General features: G+C 46.4%; 17 protein-coding genes. 6 read left to right on the top strand and 11 right to left on the bottom strand.

Translation table 11 applies throughout. The features are described from left to right. Positions 1–125: 125 nt before the first annotated feature. The 3 genes from gorA to SIL79_RS06295 all read left to right on the top strand — a co-directional run bounded on the left by gorA (position 126) and on the right by SIL79_RS06295 (position 4,206). Positions 126–1,481, top strand: a complete 1,356-nt coding sequence (gene gorA, locus SIL79_RS06305; protein ID WP_045283799.1) for a glutathione-disulfide reductase — start codon at positions 126–128, stop codon at positions 1,479–1,481. A gap of 248 nt (positions 1,482–1,729) precedes the next feature. Further along, positions 1,730–2,344, top strand: coding sequence for a TetR/AcrR family transcriptional regulator (locus tag SIL79_RS06300; protein ID WP_162206841.1), 615 nt, complete (start codon positions 1,730–1,732; stop codon positions 2,342–2,344). Beyond that, positions 2,335–4,206: an MFS transporter gene (locus tag SIL79_RS06295; protein WP_039035975.1), complete on the top strand. Its 1,872-nt coding sequence runs from the start codon at positions 2,335–2,337 to the stop codon at positions 4,204–4,206. The genes SIL79_RS06300 and SIL79_RS06295 overlap by 10 nt, the downstream gene beginning before the upstream one ends. An 86-nt stretch (positions 4,207–4,292) precedes the next feature. On the opposite strand, the gene mnmH is transcribed toward SIL79_RS06295, so the two are convergent. From mnmH to SIL79_RS06280, 3 genes are all read right to left on the bottom strand, one after another. After that, positions 4,293–5,408, bottom strand: coding sequence for a tRNA 2-selenouridine(34) synthase MnmH (mnmH, locus tag SIL79_RS06290; protein WP_071475700.1), 1,116 nt, complete (start codon positions 5,406–5,408; stop codon positions 4,293–4,295). Further along, positions 5,405–6,448: a selenide, water dikinase SelD gene (gene selD, locus SIL79_RS06285; RefSeq protein ID WP_071475699.1), complete on the bottom strand. Its 1,044-nt coding sequence runs from the start codon at positions 6,446–6,448 to the stop codon at positions 5,405–5,407. Before selD ends, mnmH begins: the two co-directional genes overlap by 4 nt. Positions 6,449–6,580: 132 nt before the next feature. After that, entirely contained in the window at positions 6,581–7,687 is a 1,107-nt protein-coding gene (locus SIL79_RS06280) for an acyl-CoA desaturase (RefSeq protein WP_039035978.1), read from the bottom strand. Positions 7,688–7,830: 143 nt separating this feature from the next. Here SIL79_RS06280 and fabR point away from each other — a divergent pair, with 143 nt between their 5' ends. Then, entirely contained in the window at positions 7,831–8,445 is a 615-nt protein-coding gene (gene fabR / locus SIL79_RS06275; protein WP_025010659.1) for an HTH-type transcriptional repressor FabR, read from the top strand. A gap of 440 nt (positions 8,446–8,885) precedes the next feature. Here fabR and SIL79_RS06270 read toward each other — a convergent pair whose 3' ends face one another. Then, a complete protein-coding gene (locus SIL79_RS06270) occupies positions 8,886–9,785 on the bottom strand; it encodes an IS5 family transposase (protein ID WP_319619072.1) in 900 nt (299 codons plus the stop codon). A 293-nt stretch (positions 9,786–10,078) separates the two neighbouring features. Between SIL79_RS06270 and SIL79_RS06265 the strand changes: the two genes are divergently transcribed. Continuing rightward, positions 10,079–10,417, top strand: a complete 339-nt coding sequence (locus SIL79_RS06265) for a hypothetical protein (RefSeq protein WP_143078329.1) — start codon at positions 10,079–10,081, stop codon at positions 10,415–10,417. A gap of 110 nt (positions 10,418–10,527) precedes the next feature. Here the strand turns inward: SIL79_RS06265 and SIL79_RS06260 are convergent, their stop codons facing one another. From SIL79_RS06260 to SIL79_RS06235, 6 genes are all read right to left on the bottom strand, one after another. After that, positions 10,528–11,631, bottom strand: coding sequence for a fimbrial protein (locus SIL79_RS06260; protein ID WP_162206844.1), 1,104 nt, complete (start codon positions 11,629–11,631; stop codon positions 10,528–10,530). Positions 11,632–11,686: 55 nt separating this feature from the next. Then, positions 11,687–14,227, bottom strand: a complete 2,541-nt coding sequence (locus SIL79_RS06255) for a fimbria/pilus outer membrane usher protein (protein WP_319619071.1) — start codon at positions 14,225–14,227, stop codon at positions 11,687–11,689. Between the two features lie 60 nt (positions 14,228–14,287). After that, the gene (locus tag SIL79_RS06250) at positions 14,288–14,992 is read right to left on the bottom strand and encodes a fimbrial biogenesis chaperone (RefSeq protein ID WP_202932881.1); all 705 of its coding nucleotides are present in this window, start codon (positions 14,990–14,992) and stop codon (positions 14,288–14,290) included. Between the two features lie 64 nt (positions 14,993–15,056). Next, positions 15,057–15,614, bottom strand: coding sequence for a fimbrial protein (locus SIL79_RS06245; protein ID WP_071475519.1), 558 nt, complete (start codon positions 15,612–15,614; stop codon positions 15,057–15,059). A 478-nt stretch (positions 15,615–16,092) separates the two neighbouring features. Then, positions 16,093–19,719 carry an ATP-binding protein gene (locus tag SIL79_RS06240; protein WP_162206846.1) on the bottom strand — a complete coding sequence of 1,209 codons (3,627 nt, stop codon included), beginning with the start codon at positions 19,717–19,719 and terminating at the stop codon, positions 16,093–16,095. Beyond that, positions 19,716–20,339 carry a response regulator transcription factor gene (locus SIL79_RS06235; RefSeq protein WP_234500733.1) on the bottom strand — a complete coding sequence of 208 codons (624 nt, stop codon included), beginning with the start codon at positions 20,337–20,339 and terminating at the stop codon, positions 19,716–19,718. The genes SIL79_RS06240 and SIL79_RS06235 overlap by 4 nt, the downstream gene beginning before the upstream one ends. A 308-nt stretch (positions 20,340–20,647) precedes the next feature. Between SIL79_RS06235 and SIL79_RS06230 the strand changes: the two genes are divergently transcribed. After that, on the top strand, positions 20,648–21,862 hold the full coding sequence (locus tag SIL79_RS06230) for an EAL domain-containing response regulator (protein WP_039035718.1): 1,215 nt from the start codon (positions 20,648–20,650) through the stop codon (positions 21,860–21,862). On the opposite strand, the gene menE is transcribed toward SIL79_RS06230, so the two are convergent. Beyond that, complete coding sequence (gene menE, locus SIL79_RS06225) at positions 21,845–23,257, bottom strand: o-succinylbenzoate--CoA ligase (RefSeq protein WP_071475520.1); 1,413 nt, start codon at positions 23,255–23,257, stop codon at positions 21,845–21,847. The genes SIL79_RS06230 and menE overlap by 18 nt on opposite strands. Positions 23,258–23,297: the final 40 nt, after the last annotated feature.

The raw sequence follows: 23,297 nt of genomic DNA, 5'->3' as shown, positions 1-23,297 counted from the left end.
TTTTACCGGCAGACTCTGGTCTGGTCACTTGATCTGAATCCCCCTACAATGGCTCACAAGTATCCCGCCAGACGGGAGGTCGCCCTGTTGGGCGAGTGAGTCAGTATCAATCTACGGAGATAAACATGGCACAACATTTTGACTATATCTGCCTGGGTGCGGGCAGCGGTGGTATTGCGTCAGCCAACAGAGCCGCTATGCGTGGCGCCAAGGTCTTGCTGATTGAAGCCAAACACCTGGGTGGTACCTGCGTCAACGTCGGCTGTGTGCCCAAGAAGGTCATGTGGTATGGCGCCCAAGTGGCCGAAGCCATGCATCTCTATGCCAAAGATTACGGTTTTGATGTCAGCGTCAACCAGTTTGACTGGAACACTTTGGTGGCCAGTCGTGAAGCCTATATCGAACGGATCCATGGCTCTTACGAACGCGGTCTGGCCAACAACAAGGTGACAGTGGTTAACGGCTATGGCCGCTTTGTTGATAACCACACCATTGAGGTTGACGGCGAACACTACAGTGCCGAGCATATTTTGATCGCTACCGGCGGCGCGCCCAGCATTCCCGACATTCCCGGGGCTGAATATGGCATAGACTCGGACGGTTTCTTTGCCCTGCGTGAACAGCCCAAGCGGGTAGCCGTAGTGGGTGCCGGTTATATCGCGGTGGAAATTGCCGGTGTATTGCATGCCCTGGGCAGTGAAACCCATCTGTTTGTACGCAAACATGCGCCGCTGCGTAACTTCGACCCCATGCTCTATGAAACACTGATGGAGTCCATGGCCAGCGAAGGGCCTTCGCTGCATACCCAGAGCATTCCCAAGGAAGTGCGTAAAAACGCCGATGGCAGCCTGACTCTGGTGCTGGAAAACGCTGAAGAGTACACAGTGGACTGCCTGATCTGGGCCATAGGTCGGGCACCGGCCACAGGCAATATCGGCCTTGAAAATACCGATGTGCAGTTGGATCCCAAGGGATATGTGATAACAGATGCCCAGCAAAACACCAGCGCCAAAGGGGTTTACTGTGTCGGTGACATCATGGCTGGCGGAGTAGAGCTGACACCGGTTGCCGTCAAGGCGGGTCGCTTGCTGTCAGAGCGTCTCTTTGGCGCCTTGCCGGATGCCAAGATGGACTATGACTGCATCCCGACAGTGGTCTTCAGCCACCCGCCAATTGGCACCATGGGGCTGACAGAGCCTGAGGCCAAAGAACGTTTCGGTGAGGATCAGGTGAAAGTCTACACTTCATCCTTTACCTCCATGTACACAGCGGTTACTGCGCACCGTCAAGCCTGTAAGATGAAGCTGGTTTGTGCCGGCGCCGATGAAAAAGTTGTCGGGATCCACGGTATCGGCTTTGGCATGGATGAAATCCTTCAAGGCTTTGGCGTTGCCATCAAGATGGGCGCCACCAAGGCTGACTTCGATGCCGTAGTTGCTATCCATCCAACAGGCGCAGAAGAGTTTGTTACCATGCGTTAAACAAGTGGATGCATATCACAGGTAAAATAGGCCAGAAGCAGTGCTTCTGGCCTATTGTCGTTTTGACCCTATTAGAACTAGAGGCAGTAAGCTGAAGTCATATTATTTGGTGTACTTTTAGGTAGTGATTACCTTAGAAGATATCAATTGCCTTTCGTAATTCTGATTAAAAAATGTCATATTGTGAACATTGTTTTTTATTTTAAAGGCTGTTAGTCTGCTGCCATCTCTTTTCAGGAATGGACACTATGGCAAGACGTAAGGAACACAGTCATCAAGAGATCCGCCTCATGGCACTGGATGCCGTCGAGCAGTTGTTGAATCAGGAGGAATATACCGGCCTGAGTCTTAGACGGATCGCCTCCCAAGTGGGCTATGCCCCCAGTACCTTAATCAACCTCTTTGGTAGCTACAACTATCTGCTCCTGAGCGTATCCGCCAGGGTCTTGGAGCGTCTGCTTGAGCAAATACAGCTGGTGTGCGAACAAACATTCGCAACCGGCGAGCAGAAGCTGTTGGCACTGGCCAAGGCTTATGCCGAGTTTGCCCATAGCCAACCCCAGGCATTTCGTTTGGTGTTTGCCTTACATCTGGGGCCGGAAGAACCTCTGCCGGAATCGCAACAACAGCTGATTGCCGAGCTGATAGGCTTGCTCGAACTGCAACTCGGTGACTTGTTGCCAAACTTGCCCTCATCCAAGCTGGCACTCGCCAGTCGCAGCTTCTGGAGCAGTATCCATGGGCTGACCGGCCTGGCGCTGGACGATAAGCTCTTCAGTCAGGCTTCTTGGTTGCAGTTACTGACATTTCAGGTGCACTTGTGGTGGACAGCAATGCAACAGGAGGATGGCGTATGTTCCTGAGCAAACGATTTTTACCCTATTTCGCCACTCAGTGTCTGGGGGCGCTTAACGACAACATCTACAAAAATGTGTTGCTGCTGCTGGTGACCTACAGTCAGGTCGAGAACCTGCCGATGAGTGTGGATCTGTTTGTCAATCTGGCGGCGGGGATTTTCATTCTGCCTTTCTTTCTGTTTTCTGCCCATGCGGGCATGGTGGCCGACAATATGGACAAGGCGCTGATGATCCGCAGATTAAAGCTGCTGGAGCTTATCATCATGTCCTGCGCCGCCGCGGCGATTATGGCGCAAAGCTATATGTTGATGTTGCTGCTGCTGTTTCTCACCGGCACTCAATCGGCCTACTTTGGCCCGGTAAAATACTCGCTCTTGCCGCAGGCGCTTAGAGAAGATGAGTTGGTCACCGGTAACGCCTGGGTAGAGATGGGTACCTTTCTGTCTATTTTGATAGGCACCCTGAGTGCCGGGCTGTTGGTAACCAGTGATAACGGCCTGATGTGGGCCGCAATAACCGTATGTGTGCTGGCCTTGGCCGGTTTCCTCTCCAGCCGGGCGATTCCATCATTGCCGGCGCCGCTGCCGATAGATAAGGTACGCTTTGCGCCCCTGTCCGGTACTTTGGCCAGTATCAAGCGAGTGCGGCAAACGCCGTCAATCTGGATGGCGATTCTGGCGATTAGCTGGTTCTGGTTTTTGGGTGCCACCTATCTGACCCAGTTCCCCAATTTTGCCAGAGGCTCGCTGCATTCGGACGCCACTGTGGTGTCACTGCTGCTGGCGCTGTTTTCCATAGGTATTGCGGTCGGCTCCTTTGTTTGTGAGCGCTTCTCCTTTGGCCATGTAGAGCTGGGGTTGCTGCCTTTCGGGGTGGCCGGGTTAACCTTCTTTGGCCTGGATCTGCTGTGGGCCATTCCTGACTACAGCCAACTGCCGGCGGGATATCTCTACGACATAAGTGAGTTTGTCGGCCGCAGTGAACACTTCAGGCTGATGTTGGCACTGTTTATGGTGGGGGTCAGTGGCGGCCTGTTTATTGTGCCTCTGTATGCCTTTATTCAGTCGCGCTCGGCCCCGGGTGAATGTGCCCAAGCCATAGCCGCCAACAATATCATCAATGCTCTGTTTATGGTGTGCTCGGCGATATTGTCGATAATATTGCTGGAGCTGGTGGGCCTGTCGATTCCTCAGTTATTTACTCTGCTGGCGGTATTCAACGCCGTGGTAGCGTTGTATGTCTATAGCCAGGTGCCTGAGTTTACGCTGAGGTTTATCAGTTATCTGCTGAGCCATTTGTTGTATCGTCTCAAGGTGGAAGGCCGGGAAAACATCCCCAAGCAGGGGGCTGCCGTGCTGGTGTGTAACCATGTCAGTTACGTCGATGCCTTGGTGCTGCTGGGAGCATCCACTCGCCCGGTGCGCTTTGTGATGGATAAGAGCATAAGTGAAATGCCCTTGCTCAAGTATCTGTTCCGCCACGCCGGGGTGATCCCTATCTGCTCACCGAAAAAGTGCATTGATACCTATACCCGGGCCTTTGAGCGTATCCACCAGGCGCTGACCAATGAAGAGTTAGTGTGTATTTTCCCTGAGGGTAGGTTGTCTCCCGACGGTGAATTGCATCAGTTCCGGCCCGGTATCGAACAGATACTGGCAAAGGATCCTGTGCCTGTGGTGCCAATGGCGCTCAAAGGTTTGTGGGGATCTTATTTCAGCCACAAAGATGGCCATGCCCTGACGACCCGGCCAAGACGTTTCTGGTCCAGGCTTAAGGTCAATATCGCAGCTCAGGTACCCGGCGCAGAAGAGAGCCGTCACTCGTTGCAGCAGCGGGTAGCCGATCTGCTGGCTAAATCTGATAGCTAAGGTCATGTCAACGAAAGAGCCCGGTCGCAGCCGGGCTCATTTTGTTTGCCGAAGAGCCAATTAAGCTTGATGGCCCGTCGTTACACTCATTGCTGGCGGTTTGATCGCCTCTCATCCAGCCACTGATGAATGGCCTGACGGTCACCGCGGAAGATGATCCGCTCGGCCTTTTTCTCCAGCTGGTACTGATACATGGGGTCGTAATACTTCTCCAGCAGCAGTGAGATCCACTCCAGATGTTGTTCTGTAGTGTTGCGTTGCTGCTGTGTCTGCAAGCTTGCGTCGACCAGCTCCAGCAGTTGCTCAGTTTGTTGGTGCCCCATACGCTTGCGTATGCCCTCGACACTCTGACGCAGATAGGCACCGAACGCCGCCATGCCTTCTTCGGCGCCATAATGCTGTTCAAAACCTCGCTGCATCTTGTGCACATACTCATCCAGAAGGCGGGGGAGCCTGGCCTCCAGTGGCTCTTCCAACACCAAAACCTGCGCCTGCTGCATGGCACTGAAAAAGACTTTGGGTATGGCGCGGCGTCCTATCAGGAAGCTTTCGTCTTCCAGCAGCAGGCAGGACTCTTGCCTCTCTTGATGCCTCAACAGCTCCCGAGCCAAGCTGTTTTCAAAATTGATCTGACTGGGCTGCGGAGTAACATTTTTGCCAAAGCTTGAGCCTCGGTGATTGGCTGTACCTTCCAGATCCACAGACTCGCTGCGACTGAGAATAAACTCTGTCTTGCCTGAGCCGGTAATACCGCTGAGGATCAACAGCTGTTGCTGCTGCGGGGTGTTATCTATGGTATCGATAAGGTATTGGCGCATCGCCTTGTAGCCGCCCTGAATATAGGGCACTTCAAGACCAGCCTCGCGGATCCATTGCTGGGTCAGTTGAGAGCGCAGACCACCCCGAAAACAGTAGAGGTTGGCATCTGGGTGGGCGCTGAAGAAATCCAGCCAGGCTTGAATACGCGCGGCCTTGATCTTGCCTTTGACCAGCGAATGGCCGAGCTCTATGGCGGCGGCCTGCCCATGCTCTTTATAACAGGTGCCTACCTTCTGCCTTTCGCTGTCGTTCATCAATGGCAGGTTAGTGCTGGCAGGAAAGGCACCCTTGGCAAACTCAACCGGCGCCCGCAGATCGACCAGGGGACGATCGGATAGGAAGATCTCCCGGTATTCTGCAGGCGCGATTATCTGTCGACTCATATAAGCTCCACCCACTGCTGACTGTCGTCGCGGCAGTCGAGCGCACCTATACAGTGTAGCTCCAGCCCTTGGCTGGTCAGCAGTTGCTGCAGTTCTGCCTCACCCTCGGCGCCGACAGCGATAAGTAAGCCGCCGCTGGTTTGCGGATCGCACAGTAAGGCCTTTTGTTGCTCGGAAACCTCGGGAAGGTGCTCACCGTAGCTGTCAAAGTTTCTGTGGGTGCCGCCCGGGATACAACCCACAGCCAGATACTCGGAGGCTTTTTCCAGCAGTGGTAGTTTGGCGGTATCTATGCTGGCCTTGAGGTTGGAGCCCTGACACATTTCCAGCAGGTGGCCCGCCAGACCAAAGCCCGTCACATCTGTCATGGCGTGAACCGCGCTTATCTTGGCGACTTCGGCACCTATTTTATTGAGTTGGCACATGGCTTCGGGGGCGATATTGACGTCCTGCGGTGCCAGCTTTTTCTGCTTTTGTGCCGTAGTCAGTATGCCAATTCCCAGAGGTTTGGTGAGATAGAGCTTGTCACCCGCCTTGGCGGTATCGTTCTGCTTGAGGTGCTCCAGTGCCACTGTGCCGGTTACTGCCAGGCCGAAAATAGGCTCGGGTGCATCTATGCTATGGCCTCCTGCCAACATGATCCCGGCATCCATGCAGGCTTGGCGTCCGCCATCCACTACCTGCTGGGCAATCTCGGGTGACAGCTTGTTCACCGGCCAGCCCAGAATAGCAATCGCCATAATAGGCTTGCCGCCCATGGCATAGATATCGCTGATGGCATTGGTGGCTGCGATACGGCCGAAAGTGAAAGGGTCATCGACTATCGGCATAAAGAAGTCTGTGGTGCTGATAATGCCCGTGTGATCATCCAACTGATACACGGCCGCATCATCCCGGCTCTGGTTGCCGACCAACAGGCGGGGATCTTTAAAGTCCGGCAATTGAGAGGCCAAAATGGTGCTGAGGACTTTGGGAGAAATCTTGCAACCGCAACCTGCGCCGTGGCTGTACTCCGTGAGTTTGACTGACTGATCTGACATAGCCGGGTCCCTGAGTGATTGAAATAACCCCTGATCATAAACAGAAACGGCCGCAGTACAAGCCGACCGTTTCACAACTCAGGTAAATTCTGTTAAGCCGATCGCCAGGCCTTGGGTGGCTACGACAAGGTTTTAGGCTATGCTGGCTTGCAGTTGGCGCCATTGTTTTCGTTGGGCGCGAAAACGTAAGCGCATTTCCGTCACCTGAGACAGCAGATGCTTATCGGCCAATTGCTGCTTGCGTGCTTCAAGCAGCGCCTTCTTGGCTTCAAAGTAGGCCAGCAAGTGGCTCTTCAATTCCTCGTATTCTGCCTGCAGCTTTTCCAGGATTTCCTCGCAATTGGGCAGATGGGCCACCTTATGCTGGGCGCGCTTGAGTTGCATCTGCAGTTTGGCGGCTTCGATGCGCTCCTGGGGGCTCTTGCGCAGATCTTTGGTCAGGCCAAACCAGGACAGGAAACGGATCAGCCACTTGGTAGGGTCGTAATGCCACCAATGGATACCATTGCGGTAATCGTTTTCAAAGATATGGTGGAAGTTATGGTAACCCTCACCATAAGTAAACAGTGCCAGCACGCCGTTGTCTCGGGCACTGTTGCGATCTGTATAGGGTTGTTTGCCCCAGATATGCGCCAACGAGTTGATAAAAAAGGTGCAGTGATGCACTACTACCAGGCGCAGCAGACCGGCCAGCAGCAACATCGACAGGATATCGCCGTTCAACCAACCAAGCAGAGCGGGGAGGCCCACATTCATCAATAGTGCCAGCAGCAGATAATGCTTATGCTGCCACATGACTATGGTATCGTTTTGCAGGTCTCTGACGTTGTTATAGTCGTGATAACGCTGTGCCTGATATTCCCTGAGCATCCAACCAATATGGCTATACCAGAAACCCATGTTCGCTGAATAGGGATCCTTGTCATTGTCATCCACATGCTTGTGATGGATACGATGATCCGAAGCCCAATGCAAGGCACTGTTCTGCAAAGCCAGCGCACCGCCCAGGGCAAACAGGAAACGCACGGCAGGGTGAGACTTATAAGCCTTATGTGACCACAGCCTGTGGTAACCGGCGGTGATAGACAAACCACTGGCGAAGGCCAACAGTACGAAGGTGAGCCACTCGCTGAGCTCAAAACCATGACTGATGCCTCGCCAAGGCACCAGAATACAGGCACCGGCAAACGTCAGCAGGAAGAGGATCAGGTTGGTCCAGATGAGGGGAGGTTTTTTCATTATGATGACTTCCAAAACGCTTTAAGCTAACAAGTGTATGCTAAGTTGCTATTGGAGCACAATCACAGTGACACCAGCCGAGGATGTGATTATTGAGTAAAGCCTGTATTATTTGCGCAACAGATCCAGTGAATGGAATAAAGATGGGTATCAGAGCACAGCAGAAAGAGAAAACCCGCCGCGCCTTGGTGGATGCAGCATTCAATCAACTGAGTGCCGAGCGTAGCTTTTCCAGCCTGAGTCTTAGGGAAGTGGCCAGGGAAGCCAATATAGCGCCAACCTCTTTCTACCGTCATTTCAAGGATATGAATGAGCTAGGGCTGACCATGGTCGATGAAGGTGGCCTGACGCTGAGACAGATGATGCGTAAGGGACGTCAGCGCGCCGAGGCCGGCGGCAGTGTTATCCGCATCTCGGTCGACACCTTTATGGAAGTACTGGAATCCAACCCCAACGTATTCAGGATCCTGTTGCATGAACGCTCAGGCACCTCGGCCGCCTTTCGTGCCGCTGTGGCGCGGGAGATTGAACACTTTATCTCGGAACTGGCGCACTACACCGAGGACACCGCCGGCCGCAGCCCTGAGTTGGCCAGGGCACAGGCCGAAGCATTGGTGACTCTGGTGTTCAATGCCGGCGCCGCCGCCCTGGATATGAAACGGGCCGATCGCAAGATTCTGGCCGACCGACTGGTGACTCAACTGCGAATGGTGGCAACGGGCGCCGAAGCGTTGCAGCAAAAGCGCGATAGCCGCTAAGTTGATGATGTAAATTTTTCTGGTAAAAAATAACGGTCAACCAAATCTAAATAGATCAATCTGACCTATTTAGATTTGGTGAACCTTATCGTGCCTTTCCCCAATTACATCGGTTTCTAAATTCCTGATACTTTTAATTTTTGCAGCAAGTGCTTATTAGTAGATAGAGACCTTTTGAATGTAAGCGTTTAAGGAAGGTGAGAATAAGTCCTTGTGGCCTTCTCTTTTGTAGAGAGTGGCTTGCACAGCAATTGGCATTCAAGGCATCTGCCTGAAGGTATGCCGGAGTCTGTCGAAGTCGGATAACGCAGTGCTCCACAGCTCTCAATGCAGAGGATTATTTTCCGTCATACTCGGAGACTGCATTAGTAACAGTCTAGAAAGGCGTTGTTGATCAAATCATTCGCTTGAACGCAACTACCCCTAGGCTTTCAGCTGCTTTACGAGATTTTCTGGCGAACAGGCATACCCAGTCTTATGACTTTGTTTAATGCCTCACCCACCTGCCCGTTATAGTCACGCAAACTTAATTTGGCGCTAATGAGTTGTTTGTAGCGATACATGGCGGTCTCAGATAAGGAACGCTGATGGTAGTGATTCATCAATTTCCATTGCTTCAACTCTCCTGCCTTGAGTGCATCCACAGCTTCATTTCGAGGATGCCCTGGTTCCCAGTATCCGGCATTTGAGCGGGGTGGAATCGTTGGCTTCGCCTGCTTTCGTCGCAATAATTTATGACAAGCTTTGGTATCGTAAGTCCCGTCAGCGGAGACTTGTCTAAGCTTGCGTCTTAGGGGAGCCAGTAACGCTGGAAATACTTCATTATCTGCTACAGTTTCAAGGCTTGTTTGCGCACCGATAATTTCATGTGTAGCGGCATCGATAGCCAAATGAAGCTTGCGCCAAACCCGACGTTTTTCTTTGCCATGCTTACGCATTTTCCATTCACCTTCGCCATACACTTTGAGGCCTGTGGCATCGACGACAACATGCGCTACCGCACCTCTTGAGGGATTGCGGTACTTGACGTTCACCGTCTTGGCGCGTTTACTGATACAGCTGTAGTCTGGAGCAATTAACGGTATTTTCATCAGCTGAAATAAGGAGTTGATGAACCTTTCGGTCGCACGTAATGACAGCTTAAAAATCCCTTTGAGCATCAAGGCGGTTTCGATGGCGGTGTCGCTGAATTGAAAGCCACGGCCACGACCGCCGTGATGCTTTGTGCAATGCCAAGCGTTAACCGCTGCCTCGTCCAGCCAGAAGGTAACCGAACCACGGTTGACTAATGCCTGATTGTATTGCTTCCAATTGGTGATATTGCGTTCTGACTTACCCATGAAACTGACCGAAGACCTGTTATGCAAGATCAGATCATGGAAAGCGAAAAAGGTTCCGCTTATTTAGGCAACAACGCCGTCTAGAAAACCCGCTATTAGCTTACTATGGAAAATATTTTTAGTCTGTTTTAGTCAGCAATGTCATGAAAGAGAGTTATTTGGACAGGTTACTAGTAATGAGATTTGACAGAACTTCAATGTCAGAACTTTCTTACATTAATAGAGATTTTTCTTAACGATATAATTGAAGCAAGCCTTTATAGTCTGCCTAAACTATCTTTTGGAGGCTGTAAATGGATTTCAGAACTTACCGAGAGTTGGCATTAACGGCTGAACCAGGTTGGGGCATAGCTTTTCTAAAACAGCATAAATATGAAATTTATCATCAGACACTTTATTGGCTGATGGATGCTGGACTTTGCATATCAAAAGATGAGTTACACGTTGAGCAGTTGGCAGGCTGTGACATTATTTTTTGTCGTTTACACCCTTTTCGTTTGGAGCGTTTCTTAAGAAGCCAAGATATTCCGCTTTACAAGAGTGACAGTGAATCTCGCTGGGTCTTGCCACAACCTATTTTGCCATATCATTATCGTCGTTGGCGAGCCTCCTTGATTATGACATTAGGCTGATTTTCAACCTTACTGTTCTTAAGTTTATTTCAGTATTATCCTTGATTAAAAAATTGATAGAAAAGGCAGCCATCTGGCTGCCTTTTTTAAAACTATTATTTTTATTAATGTTACTTGTATGTCAAGGTAAAAGTAGCCGTAGCATCAGCTCTACCGGGAGTGACTTCTGATTCGGTTTGGATATATCTTGCTCTCAGTGGAATGGTAAAAGTTGTACTATTTTCATTTGATAAAGTATATATCCAAGGAGTTCCAAACTTTATATAATTGTTAAATCTACGATTGGAAAACTCGGCAAGCTGAATGGCAACACCTTGAGCGCTATTGGTTCCGGACTTGATACTCATAATACCTGCACTATTATCTACCGTACTTGTGTTAGGTGATATTGATACTCCCAACGCATTTTGAGTGTAATTTCCGGTGTTCACTACGCCTGTGGTGTAATTGTAGTTGGTATTTTTACCATCTTTTAGGGTGCCGTAAAATCTCGGACAGTTAGTCAGCCTGATGGATGCGTCGACCCATTCAGTGGTTTTCCCTTTTCCTGTTAATTTATCACCTATCTTATGCTGTCCCATAGGGACAGTCACATTCGATACCCTGCACGTTTGCGACACTATATTGATAGAGCCGGTGATTGCTAATCTTGCCAATAAAACATTAGCACCAGGCGCTTTAAACCTTATGTTGCTGGAAGGTAAGTTAAATCCTCTAATAGTTCCCGGTTGTACATTTCCTATTTTAATGAAAAATAAAACCATGCCTAAGTTTAAATTATAATTAGTGAACTGATTCGCTGGTGTGACTTCGTTAGCTTTTATATCTATAGGTAAAGGCCTATTCTCTGCTAATATCATTACGCCAATACCCGGCACTCCGGTTTGATAAATAGTTGCTCTAGGATAAGGTCCGCCATACCATTGCGAACTAGGCAATGGCATGCGTGTATAATTATAACTCCTATAAATTTGATATGGCGAGCTTGAAGGGGTGCAATGTACGGATAGCCTTTGTCCTACGCGAAAATCTTGCCTAAATATAACTGTGCCGTTAGGCGTGTCAGGGCCAACAGTTAAGTTATTTACAGCCAAAGGCATTTGTGCGTTAACTAAAGATGAGGTTCGAGAACATTGGATCGCTTCCGCTACGCTAGAGTATCCTCCTATGACTAACAATAAGAAGATCCAAAAAAAATTTTTTATACACTTCATCTTAATCTACCTGTTACTTTAGGTGAAACTTTTCTAAGCTTGTTAATTCAGTTGGTTAGTGGCAAGCAGCTTTGAATTTATGGATCCAATTTGGTAAATCTTTCTTTATTTCATAATCAATTGAGCAACTTTTTGAATCAGGTTCTGACCATTTTATATTTAATTGTCCACTGTTTTTATCGACTCTGGCATAAAGAACGCCACCTTGGCCTACAGTGCCAACATGATTGTTTTGACCATCTGTAACATAAGCCCCAAATGGTAATGGGTTTCCTTCATAGGTTGCTTTGACCAAAATCAGATTACCCTGCTTGGTTTTATAGCTTAACTTCACCACAGCTCCTGCATGAGGGGCTACTTTCTGAGAAGTAGATTCCAATTCAACCCCGGCAGAGGTTCCTTTTGGATCAATGTTAATCTCGTTTATCTGATAAGGTTTCAAATAAGGTACGGCAGCATAACCATTGCTATCAAGATGAATACCAGGATATGAAGATACACTTGCTCCCTCAGCACCTATAGCTTCAATCAAGGCAAAGGTATTGGCTACATAGGGGGTGAGTGTTATTCCACCTGAATGTGCTATGACAGTGCCATTAATCCCTGCCGCAGCGCTGTTGTAGTTATTTCCATGGCTATAACTACCTGTTAGTGTGGTTGCATGCCCTCGATAATTGGCGTTGAGTGAATGACTGGTTCCGCCGTTATCAGTATTGGTAATAGTTGCACCATAACCTAATTCACTTTCGGCTCCATATACACCAGATACCGCCAACTGCTGGCTATTATTGCCATTGGTGTCATGGGAAAGGTCGACCATCATCTGCGGCGAGAAGTTACTTTTTCCAAGGGGCAGACTAAAGCTCAATAAATAGTTGGTTTCTTCTGTTCCTATACTGGAAAAGCTACGGTTTATACTTAAACCATAAGACAAAATTTTATAACGATTGTTATATCCAAAATGATATTGCTTTTCTGTCCCTTTTTGGTTCCAATAATCTTGTAATGAGCCACTTAAATAAAATTGTCCCCAATTATTAGGTAAACTCTGTGCTGCGGTAACAGTAAAGCGATTTTTAGATCTGAAAATATTCTCTGGTGAATCTCCTAAAGATACAGCATCACGGGTATGCATTGCTGTCATAAAGTCCATATACCCATCGGTTGAGAATCGATATGCAGCCAATGACAAGTTAGTGTTTGTTTCGCTGATAGCCTTACTATAGCTTAGTCGATAACTTTGTCCTGTTATATTTTCTACTCTCTTACTAATATCCATAGGTTCAACTCCGTCTCCCAAGCGGGTTCTTGCGTGGGTAATATCCAGAGCAAATGCACCAATGGAAGAACCGATAGCACCACCAAGTTGCACGGCGTAATAATCATCACTGGCCTGGAGTCCACCATAACTAGTAAAGGTATTATTGACACCATACTGGTAAGTCGCCTGATAGATATCAGGATTACTTAATAAGCTATCACTATGAATTTTACCTGCGGTAAATTCATAGTGTATTGTACCTGGCCTTAACAACTGGGTTACAGAAGCGTAGGGTACTTTAAATGAGTGTTCACTGGCATCAGATTCTCTTACAGTAACAACAAGATCCCCACCAAAACCGGTAGGATAGAGATCGTTAATTAGAAATTCACCGGGAGTTACATTGGTTTCATAAATGATTTGATCATTTTGGCGGATAAAAACTCGCGCATTAGTTTTAGCTACACCTCTTATTTGAGGTGCGTAGCCTTGCTGAGATTCAGGTAACATTCTTCTATCGCTTGCCAAATGAAGTCCAACGAAAGGTAAGGTGTCAAATATTTGTCCAGAAGTATTTGATTGTCCAACTAAAGCACTACTTCTCCATGAAGGGATATCACGTTGTATATATGTATTTATAGCGTTATAGTTCTCTCTTCCTCCTTCAATTGAAGAGTAGTTACCATTATGTCTTAGTTGCCATGCTCCGATATTGATTCCGGTTCTAAAGTTGGCAAATAATGAGTTGTAATTTTCTCCATTGGAACGGCTACTATAACCATTGATATTGTATCCAAAAATACCAGAGTTGATGCCCTCATCCCATAGTTCAGGGTGAACTTCCCCCCTTGCCTTATTGTACAGATAGGCTTGAGGCACAATAATGTCAAGGTGTTGAGTTCCGCTATCATAGTTAACGTATGCCGTAGAGATGTGATTTTTCAAGTCAATGCATGAATCGATATTTTTATCAATGGGTATGGGTAATTCATCTGGATTGAATTGAATGTCTTTTATCAATTTTTGACTCAGGCATGGATATACCTTTTTCTTATTGTCTACCTTGAATTCAACATTGTAATAGCCAAGTAATACCCCATTGATATATACTGCCGACTTATAATTTCCAGGAAGAGCAGATGCGCCATCTTGAAAATAGCTTAAATCGAAGCTATCTGATCCCACCATGTTCAATAGAGATGAATCAAATGTAACGCTAGTAGATGATGCACCAACAGATGGGGAGGTATCAGCAAGAGTTATCCTACAGCCAAATGATAGTGTATAGCCCACTACTAATAATGTAATAAAATTACTGATTGGTAATTTTTTCAATTTGACCTCGATTTAGTTATTTAGCTGATGCCAATATTGTTATCCATATTAGGCTATTAATTATTTAACTAAATATTCCTGAAGTTTCATGGCGCCGTAATCATTGATATAAGTGGCTTCAACTTTACTTCCTATTCGGTTAGGTAGTTGGAACTTCAACGATGAATGTGGCGATACCATCTCTCCTTCTATTTCTTTTTCATTGGATACTATCTTGGCGAAGGAAATGTGGAAAGGAGTTGGGTTATCAACTCTTACAGTGTCATTGTCTAGTCGGTTGAAACTGATCTTTTCTATAGAATCCTTAACGTCAAACGCTAATGAGTTTGGTCGGTAAAATAGCTTTATTCTCGTTCTAAACGCCATTTGCAAATAGTTTTCATTGCTTTCTGAGCTTGGTTTTGCAGGGATTTCAAGTACGTTTAGCCAAAATAAACTCTCCCTATCAGTCGGAAGAGTATCCCCTGTGTAACGTATTCTTAGAGTCTGTCCCTTATCTGGATCAATTCTATTTACAGGAGGAGTAATGATAAATGGAACATCGATGAAGTCAGGTTTTTCATCAATTTCACCATTGTCAATCCAGCTTTGAACCAAAACAGGAGTTTCTCCCCTGTTATCCAGCTTTACACTCACCTCATTCGCATCAGAAGGGTAAATTACACGAGTGCCAGTAATCACCACGCTGGCTAATGCTTGTGGTGCAACTCCTATAGTACATATTAATGTAACCATAATTAGAATAAGGTAAAAGAAGCGAAGCACTGTATTATCCTTTTTGATGATAGGGGGGGGAGATCCCCCCTATATATCTTATTTAATAAAAGGTTTACTTATATTGGATTGAATAAACTACTGATGAATTAACCTTACCCGCAGTCACCGCATTTTCAGCATAATATTCTACAGTGTAAGGAAGTTGAGCCTTACCTCCGGCTGTGGTTGGCAAATTGACATAAGTGTTTGTAGTAGTTTGGCTCGAGTCGCCAACTTTGATTGCTGTATCAGATGAAGCGTCACGTAACTGCAATGTCACGTTACTTGCGGCATTGTTTGCCGCGGTATTTTTAAGACGACCAGTTGCTATATTGACTGCTGAGCCGCTCTCGAAGAAAGCAGAACCCTGAGTCATAGTACCTAGTGCAGTACAATCACTTAACTCAACGGTAAAGCTGGTTTTCCCGGCGGTATTACCAGCCGCTTGAAGTTGACTGTTACTGACAGTTGGCAGTGTTACGGTGGCGTTGCCTGTGCCATTAACCGTAGCATTACAAGTGGCTCCAGTGATTTCACCAACGAATTGAATAGTACCTGTTGATGCTGCGTTAGCTGTTCCTAGAGAAGCATAACCAGCTAAAGATACCGCTAATACAATTATTTTCTTCATATGTGTACCTATTAATCCTTAATATTTAAAGAATAGGTGGTATGCGCTTTTATACTTGTAGAATTTAGAAGCCTAGGAAAACCTAAGATCTCAACTTAAAATTGAGCTTCATATTTTCAAGCTAAGCTCGAACCACTTCGATGCTGATACTACAATTAGTAGTGACTAGAATGAAAGAGGATTGGGATTGGATCGGAAATGACAATAACCCTATAGGAAAAGTCCTACACGGGTGATGCTTTTTATAGTTTTTTAATCTTATGTGTAATATCTAGTTGTTCAATTGTCGCAATCTATTAATCTTTTGATAAATATTAAACTTTTATAATAGCCATGCGTACCATAAATATCAAGCGGTAAAATCTGTTGATGCCGAGAAGGTCACAGCAAAAATATTTATAGTTTACTTTGTAGCCAAGTTTGTGTTTGTTGTTGAAATAACTTGGGTGTTTTATTTTATAGAAAATTTAAGCTAAATTTAGATTGTAAAATCTATCGTTTCGTTTTTCTCTGAAATTAGGTATGCTTTTATATCTTCAGCAAGATGCTCCAATGAATTACTGAGTGTAACCAGATACACACTTGCTTCTTCTAGGGTTTCTGCCTGTTCTAACTGCTCGCAATGTTTGACTATGGAAGTAGCTGAAATAATCTTCGCCGCACCTTTAATTTTGTGGGCTATACTCTTGGTCTTATCTTCATCCCCATCTTTCAATGCTGATTTCAAACTTATTAGGTCAGCTTCATTGGCATTCAATAATTCATGTAGTAACTGCTCTGTTAGCATTAAATTGCCACCGGTTAATTTATCCAATGTACTAGGTAGGAAGCTGGGCTTTGGAACATCTTGTTCAAGTACTTGATGGAAGCTATCCAAGGTGCTTTTAAGCTCAGATAAACTGATAGGCTTAAACAGGCAATCATTCATGCCTGCGGCGATGCAGATTTTTTTGACTTCCAGCTGGGCATTGGCTGTGTAACCTAAGATAACAGCTGGCGATAGATTACGGCTTTTCTCAAGTTGTCTCAGCTTGCGGCTAAGCTCATAACCATCCATCTCCGGCATATTACAATCGGTAATGACGATTCGATAAGGGTGTTGGTTGAAGAGTTGGAGCGCTTCCTGACCATCGTTTGCTTCATCAATGCTGTGCCCCATATATTTAAGTTGCTGTGACAACAGCAGTCTGTTGGCTGGATGGTCATCGACTATTAATACATGTTGTGCTTGGGTTGCTGGGAGGGCATCTGGTACAGAAGAGGTTTGATTTTCTTCAGCAGTATCGGTATTGGCGATTTGTAAAGGTATTCGGATATTGATACATGTTCCTTGCCCTGGTTCACTAACCAAAGTAATAGAACCGCCCATCATCTCACACAGGGAACGGCATATAGGTAAACCCAGACCGGTTCCCCCTTTGTTGTGGGCACCATTTTGGGCTTGAACGAAAGGATTAAATAAGTCCTGTTGCTCTTCAATTGGCATGCCTATACCTGTATCGGCAACTTGGAAGACCAGTTCATTCTGACCTGCGGCGTTTTTCGCTTTAAGTGCTGTGAGGACTATATTGCCCTGCTCGGTAAATTTTATGGAATTACCTATTAGATTGGACAGTATCTGTTTGATTCTTAGGGGGTCTAGCAGCGCATACGTTGGTAGTTGAGGGTCAACTTCCAACGATAATTGCAAGCCCTTTTGGGTTGCAATACCTTCGAAGATACGTATTACCGAATCCAGCGTTTGCCTTAGTTCTGTCTGTACAGGGTTTAAGCTTAATTGCCCTGCCTCAATTCTAACAATGTCGAGTATATCGCCAATCAGTTCCAGTAACCCTTTGGCTGAGTCATAAGCAACACGAATAGGCTTAAAATCATACAAGTTTTCCTGGGAGCGTTTTATCGATAGCTCCAGCAAGCCTATAATCGCATTCATGGGGGTGCGTATTTCATGGCTCATAGTCGCCAAAAATTGAGTCTTGGCCACGCTGGCCTTTTCGGCCTGTTCCTTGGCTAGGCTCAACTGTTGCATTAATTCAATTCGGTCGCTGACATCTATCCATCCACCGACAATCCCCTGGATCTGATTTTGTTCATTTTTATAAGGGCGGAACCAGTGATACACATCAATAGGTTTTTCATCAATATATATACGCCTATCTTCGTAGCATGCTCTGTTCTCATCTATGGCTTGAATATATTTTTGATCTATGGTGTGAACATCTTTGATTCTGTCACCGTTTTTCAACACTGTTCTGTTTATCAATTCCTGTTCTGATACGTGGAAAAATTGTAAATAACTTTGATTGCAGAGAATTAGCTTACGCTCTGTATTGCGTACATAAATAGGGTGGGGGATGCTGTCAATAACCTCTTGCATAAATATAAGTTGTTTTTGCAGTTCCTTTTTTACCTTTAACCGTTTGAGATAGTGGCTACGAGTGAACCAGGCCCAGATTAAAGATGCAGTAATCAACAATATAGCGGCAATAGTGATGGAATAGATAGTATACTTATAGTCACGCCAGGTCTCTTGTCCGGGGACGGCATTGCCGCGCCATCTATTTCCTATAGATTGCAACTCATCTGCGGGAATAATGGCCAGAACCTTATTGAGAATGCTGATTAATTCAGGGTTACCTTTGCTCGTGGCAAAGGCTGCAGTCGCCGGCGGTAAACTATCAAAAATACCCTGTATTTCAAGTTTGTGGTCATAATAGTGATTGACGTAATAATCTGCGACCCCAAGCGGGGCTATAGTGGCATCTACCTTACCTTTTAGCGTGGCCTCAAGGGCTTCCATATAGTTGCTTACTTCTAGAACTTTAATCTGAGGTAATACTTCAGGTAACATTTCCGTAGAGATATGTGCCGTTGGTAAGGCTATTTTTAAGTTATTTTTTTGCTGATTGATGTGAGAGTTTTTAAGGGAGATCCATACAAATGGAGCATAAGCTAACTCTTTAGTGAAAATCAGTTCCTTTTTACGTTTATCTGAAGGTGATAACAATGCTAGATCAGCACTGTTATCTTGTAGGCTCTTGGCAATTTCATGGAAGTTTTGCGTCTGGATAATGATAGTGTCAATCCCGCTATAAAGCTTTATAATCTCCAAAATATCAGCTGCGAAACCATGTAATCTGCCTTCTTGATCGAAATAGGTCATAGGTGCATTAAACTTATTGGCTGCAATTCTTATAGGCTGATGTCGCTTTAACCAAGCTAATTCTGTATCAGTCAGATCCAGACCGAGTTTTTTTTTGGATAGATTCAGGCCGCCTCCACTCCAACGTTTTTTGATGGCCCAATGCTCACTTTGCGGGATTTGATTTAATGCATCATCTATTATCTCTTTAAGTTGCTGTTTATCATTGCTTAAAGCAAAGCTTATGCCTTGAGTATCAACGGGCAATAATTTCTTAATCCGTAACTTCTTGGCAAAATAGTTGTTAACTATATAGTTGGCTGAAAACAGATCCATGATAACGGCATCAGCTTCACCAAATACAGCTGCGGCTACCGTTTTTATTTTGGAGGGATAGGGGGTGATTTGGATTTTAGGAAGAAGTGTGGTTAAGTCGGCATCTGGCAGGTAATCATAAGCCATGGCAATATGAGTCGGAGCTTGTTCTGAAGGCACTTTTTCTGAAGTGTATAATGCGGCTTGGTTATCGACATAAGCCCGGCTTAGTAGTAATCCTTGGGATGCTTCGTAATCAGAGGCCCCGGTGAGCAGATCCAATTCGCCGTCCTTGATAGCTAAGATAGCGTCCTCTTTGTTATTAAATAAACGTAGCTCTATTCTGACTTTTAGGAGGTCGGAAAGAAGCTGCAAGTAATCGGCACTCAAGCCCTCGTAATAGTCACTGTTGCCATCCATTGTCATATCGAAAGGTGGATTGTCAGGTGTCGTAACTCCTACCCGGATACTTTGCTGTGTTTGTAACCACTGCCACTGCTCATCGGCTAAATCTATCTCTATTTCACTCATACTGGCATGGCCTGAGAGTGTTGGAGTATGCAATTGAGCCCCTTTTGCTTGCTTTGAAGTAAAAGTGACAAAAAGCAATATTAAGTATAGCGCCAATAGAAGTGGTGCTTTCTTCATATAATATGATTTCTCTTGGATATTTCGATAAGATCGACCAGGGTACGAGCGTTAAGCTTTTCCAGTAAACGAGTCTTATATGTACTTATGGTTTTATTACTGAGTAACATGCGATCGGCAATCTCTTTATTGGAAAGGCCGTGTGACAGTTGTTGAAGTACCATCATTTCTCGGCCTGATAATTGTGCCAACTTATCTGACTCCGGCAGTTGTTTGTTCTGCTTATAATGAATGTAAGCATTGTTGGGAAAGTAGGAATATCCAGATAACACCGCCCTCAAAGCCCCTAAAACCTCAGTTAGATCCTCTTGTTTTGAGACAAAACCAGAGGCGCCTGCTTGTATACAGCGGGTAACAAAGTACTCGGATGGCTGTGCCGTCAACACCAGGATTTTAGGTGGAAAGTCCACATTATTTAACCTGTTAATCACCTCTAGACCATCTAGTTGTGGTATGCCTATATCCAGAATAACGGCATCTGGTTGATGCTCTCGAATGAGCTTCAGCGCGTCAACTCCATTATCTGTTGTGGCTATGACATGAAAGCCATTTTGCTCGAGTATGATTTTTATGGCCATAATCACCACAGGATGGTCATCAACAACAATAATGTTCTTCATATTATAAATATCTACCCCTCTTATCATTCTAAACCAATTGTTACAGAATAATTTTTACATGTAAGTAGGATATTTCCTACTGAACTTTCAGCCTTTTCTCTTGGGTTTTACAATTACTATAATATGGTTGAATATATATCGCTTCAAAGTAAATTAGGAATAGTGTGATATAGACCATTTTCGGTGTGTTGGCGTAAGTATAGCCATATAAGGATTTGGTTAATTTTAATAAAGCAAATGTCAGCTATTTTTGCAGATAAATGATGCTGACCGCCATTTATATCCATATCATTTTTTTGGCTTAAACAATGAAGAAATGCAAGGTGTTGGTGCTTGAGGATCATCCTTTTCAACGCACTGTGCTGGAGCACAACCTCAAGTCGCTAACTTGTGTGGAAGTCTTCAGCTTTGGCTGCGCGACAGCCGCTTTTTCCTGGTTACAACAGCATAGGGAGGTCGATATCGTAATTTGCGACTTGATGTTGGCTGGAACCGATGGTTTGTCTTTCTTGCGCCAGGCAAGAGCCAGATTCAAAATCCGTGGGGTAGCGCTTTATAGTGATGTTGACAAAGATCTGCGTCGGGCGGTGTCTCAGATGGTTAAGCTATTGGGATTTCAGTATCTGGGTGATTTGGCTAAGTCGCCCACAATTGAAAACTTGAATGCCATGATCAAGTGTTATCGTGAGCTCAATGAGCCGCCGAAGATACCAACTGAGCCGGAGTTACATCCGGATTGGTTTTCGTTAAACTTCAAGGATTTTAAGGATGCGGTCACGCAACATCAATTTGTTGGTTTCTATCAACCCAAGTTCAGCGTTACTGATTTACAAATAGAAGGAGCGGAAGTGTTGGCGCGATGGCAGCATCCCGTGTTTGGGTTACTGCATCCTAATCTGTTTATTGAACCTCTCATTCGTTATGGCCTGCTGGACGAGATGTTTCTTCAATTATTCCATCAGGGGATCAAATTGCAAAAGCGATTGTTGGAACAGAACTATCGCTTATCGCTTGCCTACAACCTTGACATTTCCCAATTAAACTCCACTGAACTTGTATATCAAATTTCCAAATTGATTCGGGATTATAAGCTTCCGCCTAAGTTGGTTACCATAGAGATAACAGAGTCTGGACTTATATTGGCACCGGCCCTCAACATGGAGAATTTGATCCGTTTACGTATGTTGGGTTGTGAATTGGCGATTGATGATTTCGGTGCCGCACATTCATCTTTAGCTCGCCTGTGTGATCTGCCTTTTTCACAGATGAAACTGGATGCCTGCTTTGTGGAAGGTTTGGATACAGAGCCCAGATGTAAGGCGGCGATATCCAGTGTGATAGCGCTCTCGGATTCATTGGATATGCAGCTAGTTATTGAAGGTATTGAAACGGCTGCCCAGCTTAAGTTATTGCAAAATCTCGGTTGCAATCTGGGACAGGGATTTTACTTTTCGCATCCATTGAGTGAAGCTGACTTTTGTAAACGCTTTTTACAGAATGAACTTTTAAGACTTCATGGCTGAACAGATAGCGGCAATAACCTGTTTGCGCTGTACTTTGAACCCCTCGGCAACCTGTTGCGGCCAGGGATAATAGTGCCTCGGGCGTTTAAAACGGGCCAGCTTGTCTGCCAGGAAGGCGGTCAACTCGGCTTCGCTCGGCGCCTGTGAGCCTCGATAACGCAAAATGGCGGCCGGTAGTAAACCAAACTCAGGGTTATCTTCACCAAAGACAATGGCATCCAGGATGGCCGGGTGCCGTTTCAGCGCCGCTTCCACCTCTTCCGGTTGAATATTCTCGCCGCCGCAGATAAACATATTGTCGACCCGCCCCTGAATATGCAGTAGCCCATCCTGGCTCCAGAAGCCTTTGTCCTTGGTGCAGAACCAACCGTCTTGGGTCTCTTTAACTATGCTGCCATCCGGCTGCAGATAACCCATAAACAGGGTCTCGCCCCTGACCCAGATAACTCCTTGTTCTATTTTGAGTTCGCGCCCGGGTAACAGGCGGCCACTGCTGCCATCACTGCGGGCGAATCCCGTGGTGATCTGCGAGCCCATCTCTGTCATGCCGTAACTGGTAAAGGATTTCACTTTCAAGGGGGATAGCCGGTCCAGCAGGCCTTGGCCTATGGCACCGCCGCCAAGTAGCAGGCACTTTACCCCCATAAGGCTTTCGGGGTTGTCGTCCAATAGGCGTTGCAACTGGGTGGCCACCAATGAGAGATGAGTGATGGCATCGCGCTTTAACTGCGCTGCCATAGTCAGCTCATTATCCGGCAGCACCACGGCCGCGGCGGCCAGGGCGCAGCGATTGAGAATGGCCAGACCTCCAATATGGAACAGCGGTAGCGAGAGTAACCAGGCATCACCATTTGCCAAATGGATCAACTGCCGACTGCCATTGGCGTTGGCGATATGGTTGTTAAGGCAGTGGACTGCGGCCTTGGGGCTGCCACTGGAGCCCGAGGTAAGAATGATATTGAGCGGCGTATCGGCCGAGACCGTGGCTATCTCGGCTGGGATACCATTCGATTCGAGAATAGCAAAATCCGCCAGCACTCGGGTGATATCCCGCGTTTGCCAAAGCTTATTTCTGGTGTTATCCGGACACCAGATAAAGCGAATATGAAAACGCTCAAGCAGCTCCTGGAGCTGACTATCCGGAAACTTGGGTGACAGCGGGCAAAAGAGCAGCCCCAGATCCAGACAAGCCCAATACAGCAATATCAGCTCGCGGCAGTTGGTGGCCACACAGGCCAGTTTATCCCCGCGCTGCAACCCCAAGGCTCGCAGCTCGGTGCCGAGCGCCAACACCTGCCGGCTTACTGCCTGATAGCTATGGCAGATACCGCCCTCTACCAAGGCGATGGCATCCGGCGTTTGTTGGCCACTGAGGTGAAGGGGCGAGTAGGTCATGTGCTCTCCTGTTACTGAAATTGGAGGTTGCAGAGGCTGT

This window comes from Shewanella indica (assembly GCF_033842865.1).
In the GTDB taxonomy this organism is placed as follows: Bacteria; Pseudomonadota; Gammaproteobacteria; order Enterobacterales; family Shewanellaceae; genus Shewanella; species Shewanella indica.
The sequence above is the reverse complement of the archived record's forward strand: the minus strand, read 5'-3'. Positions and strand labels throughout refer to the sequence as shown.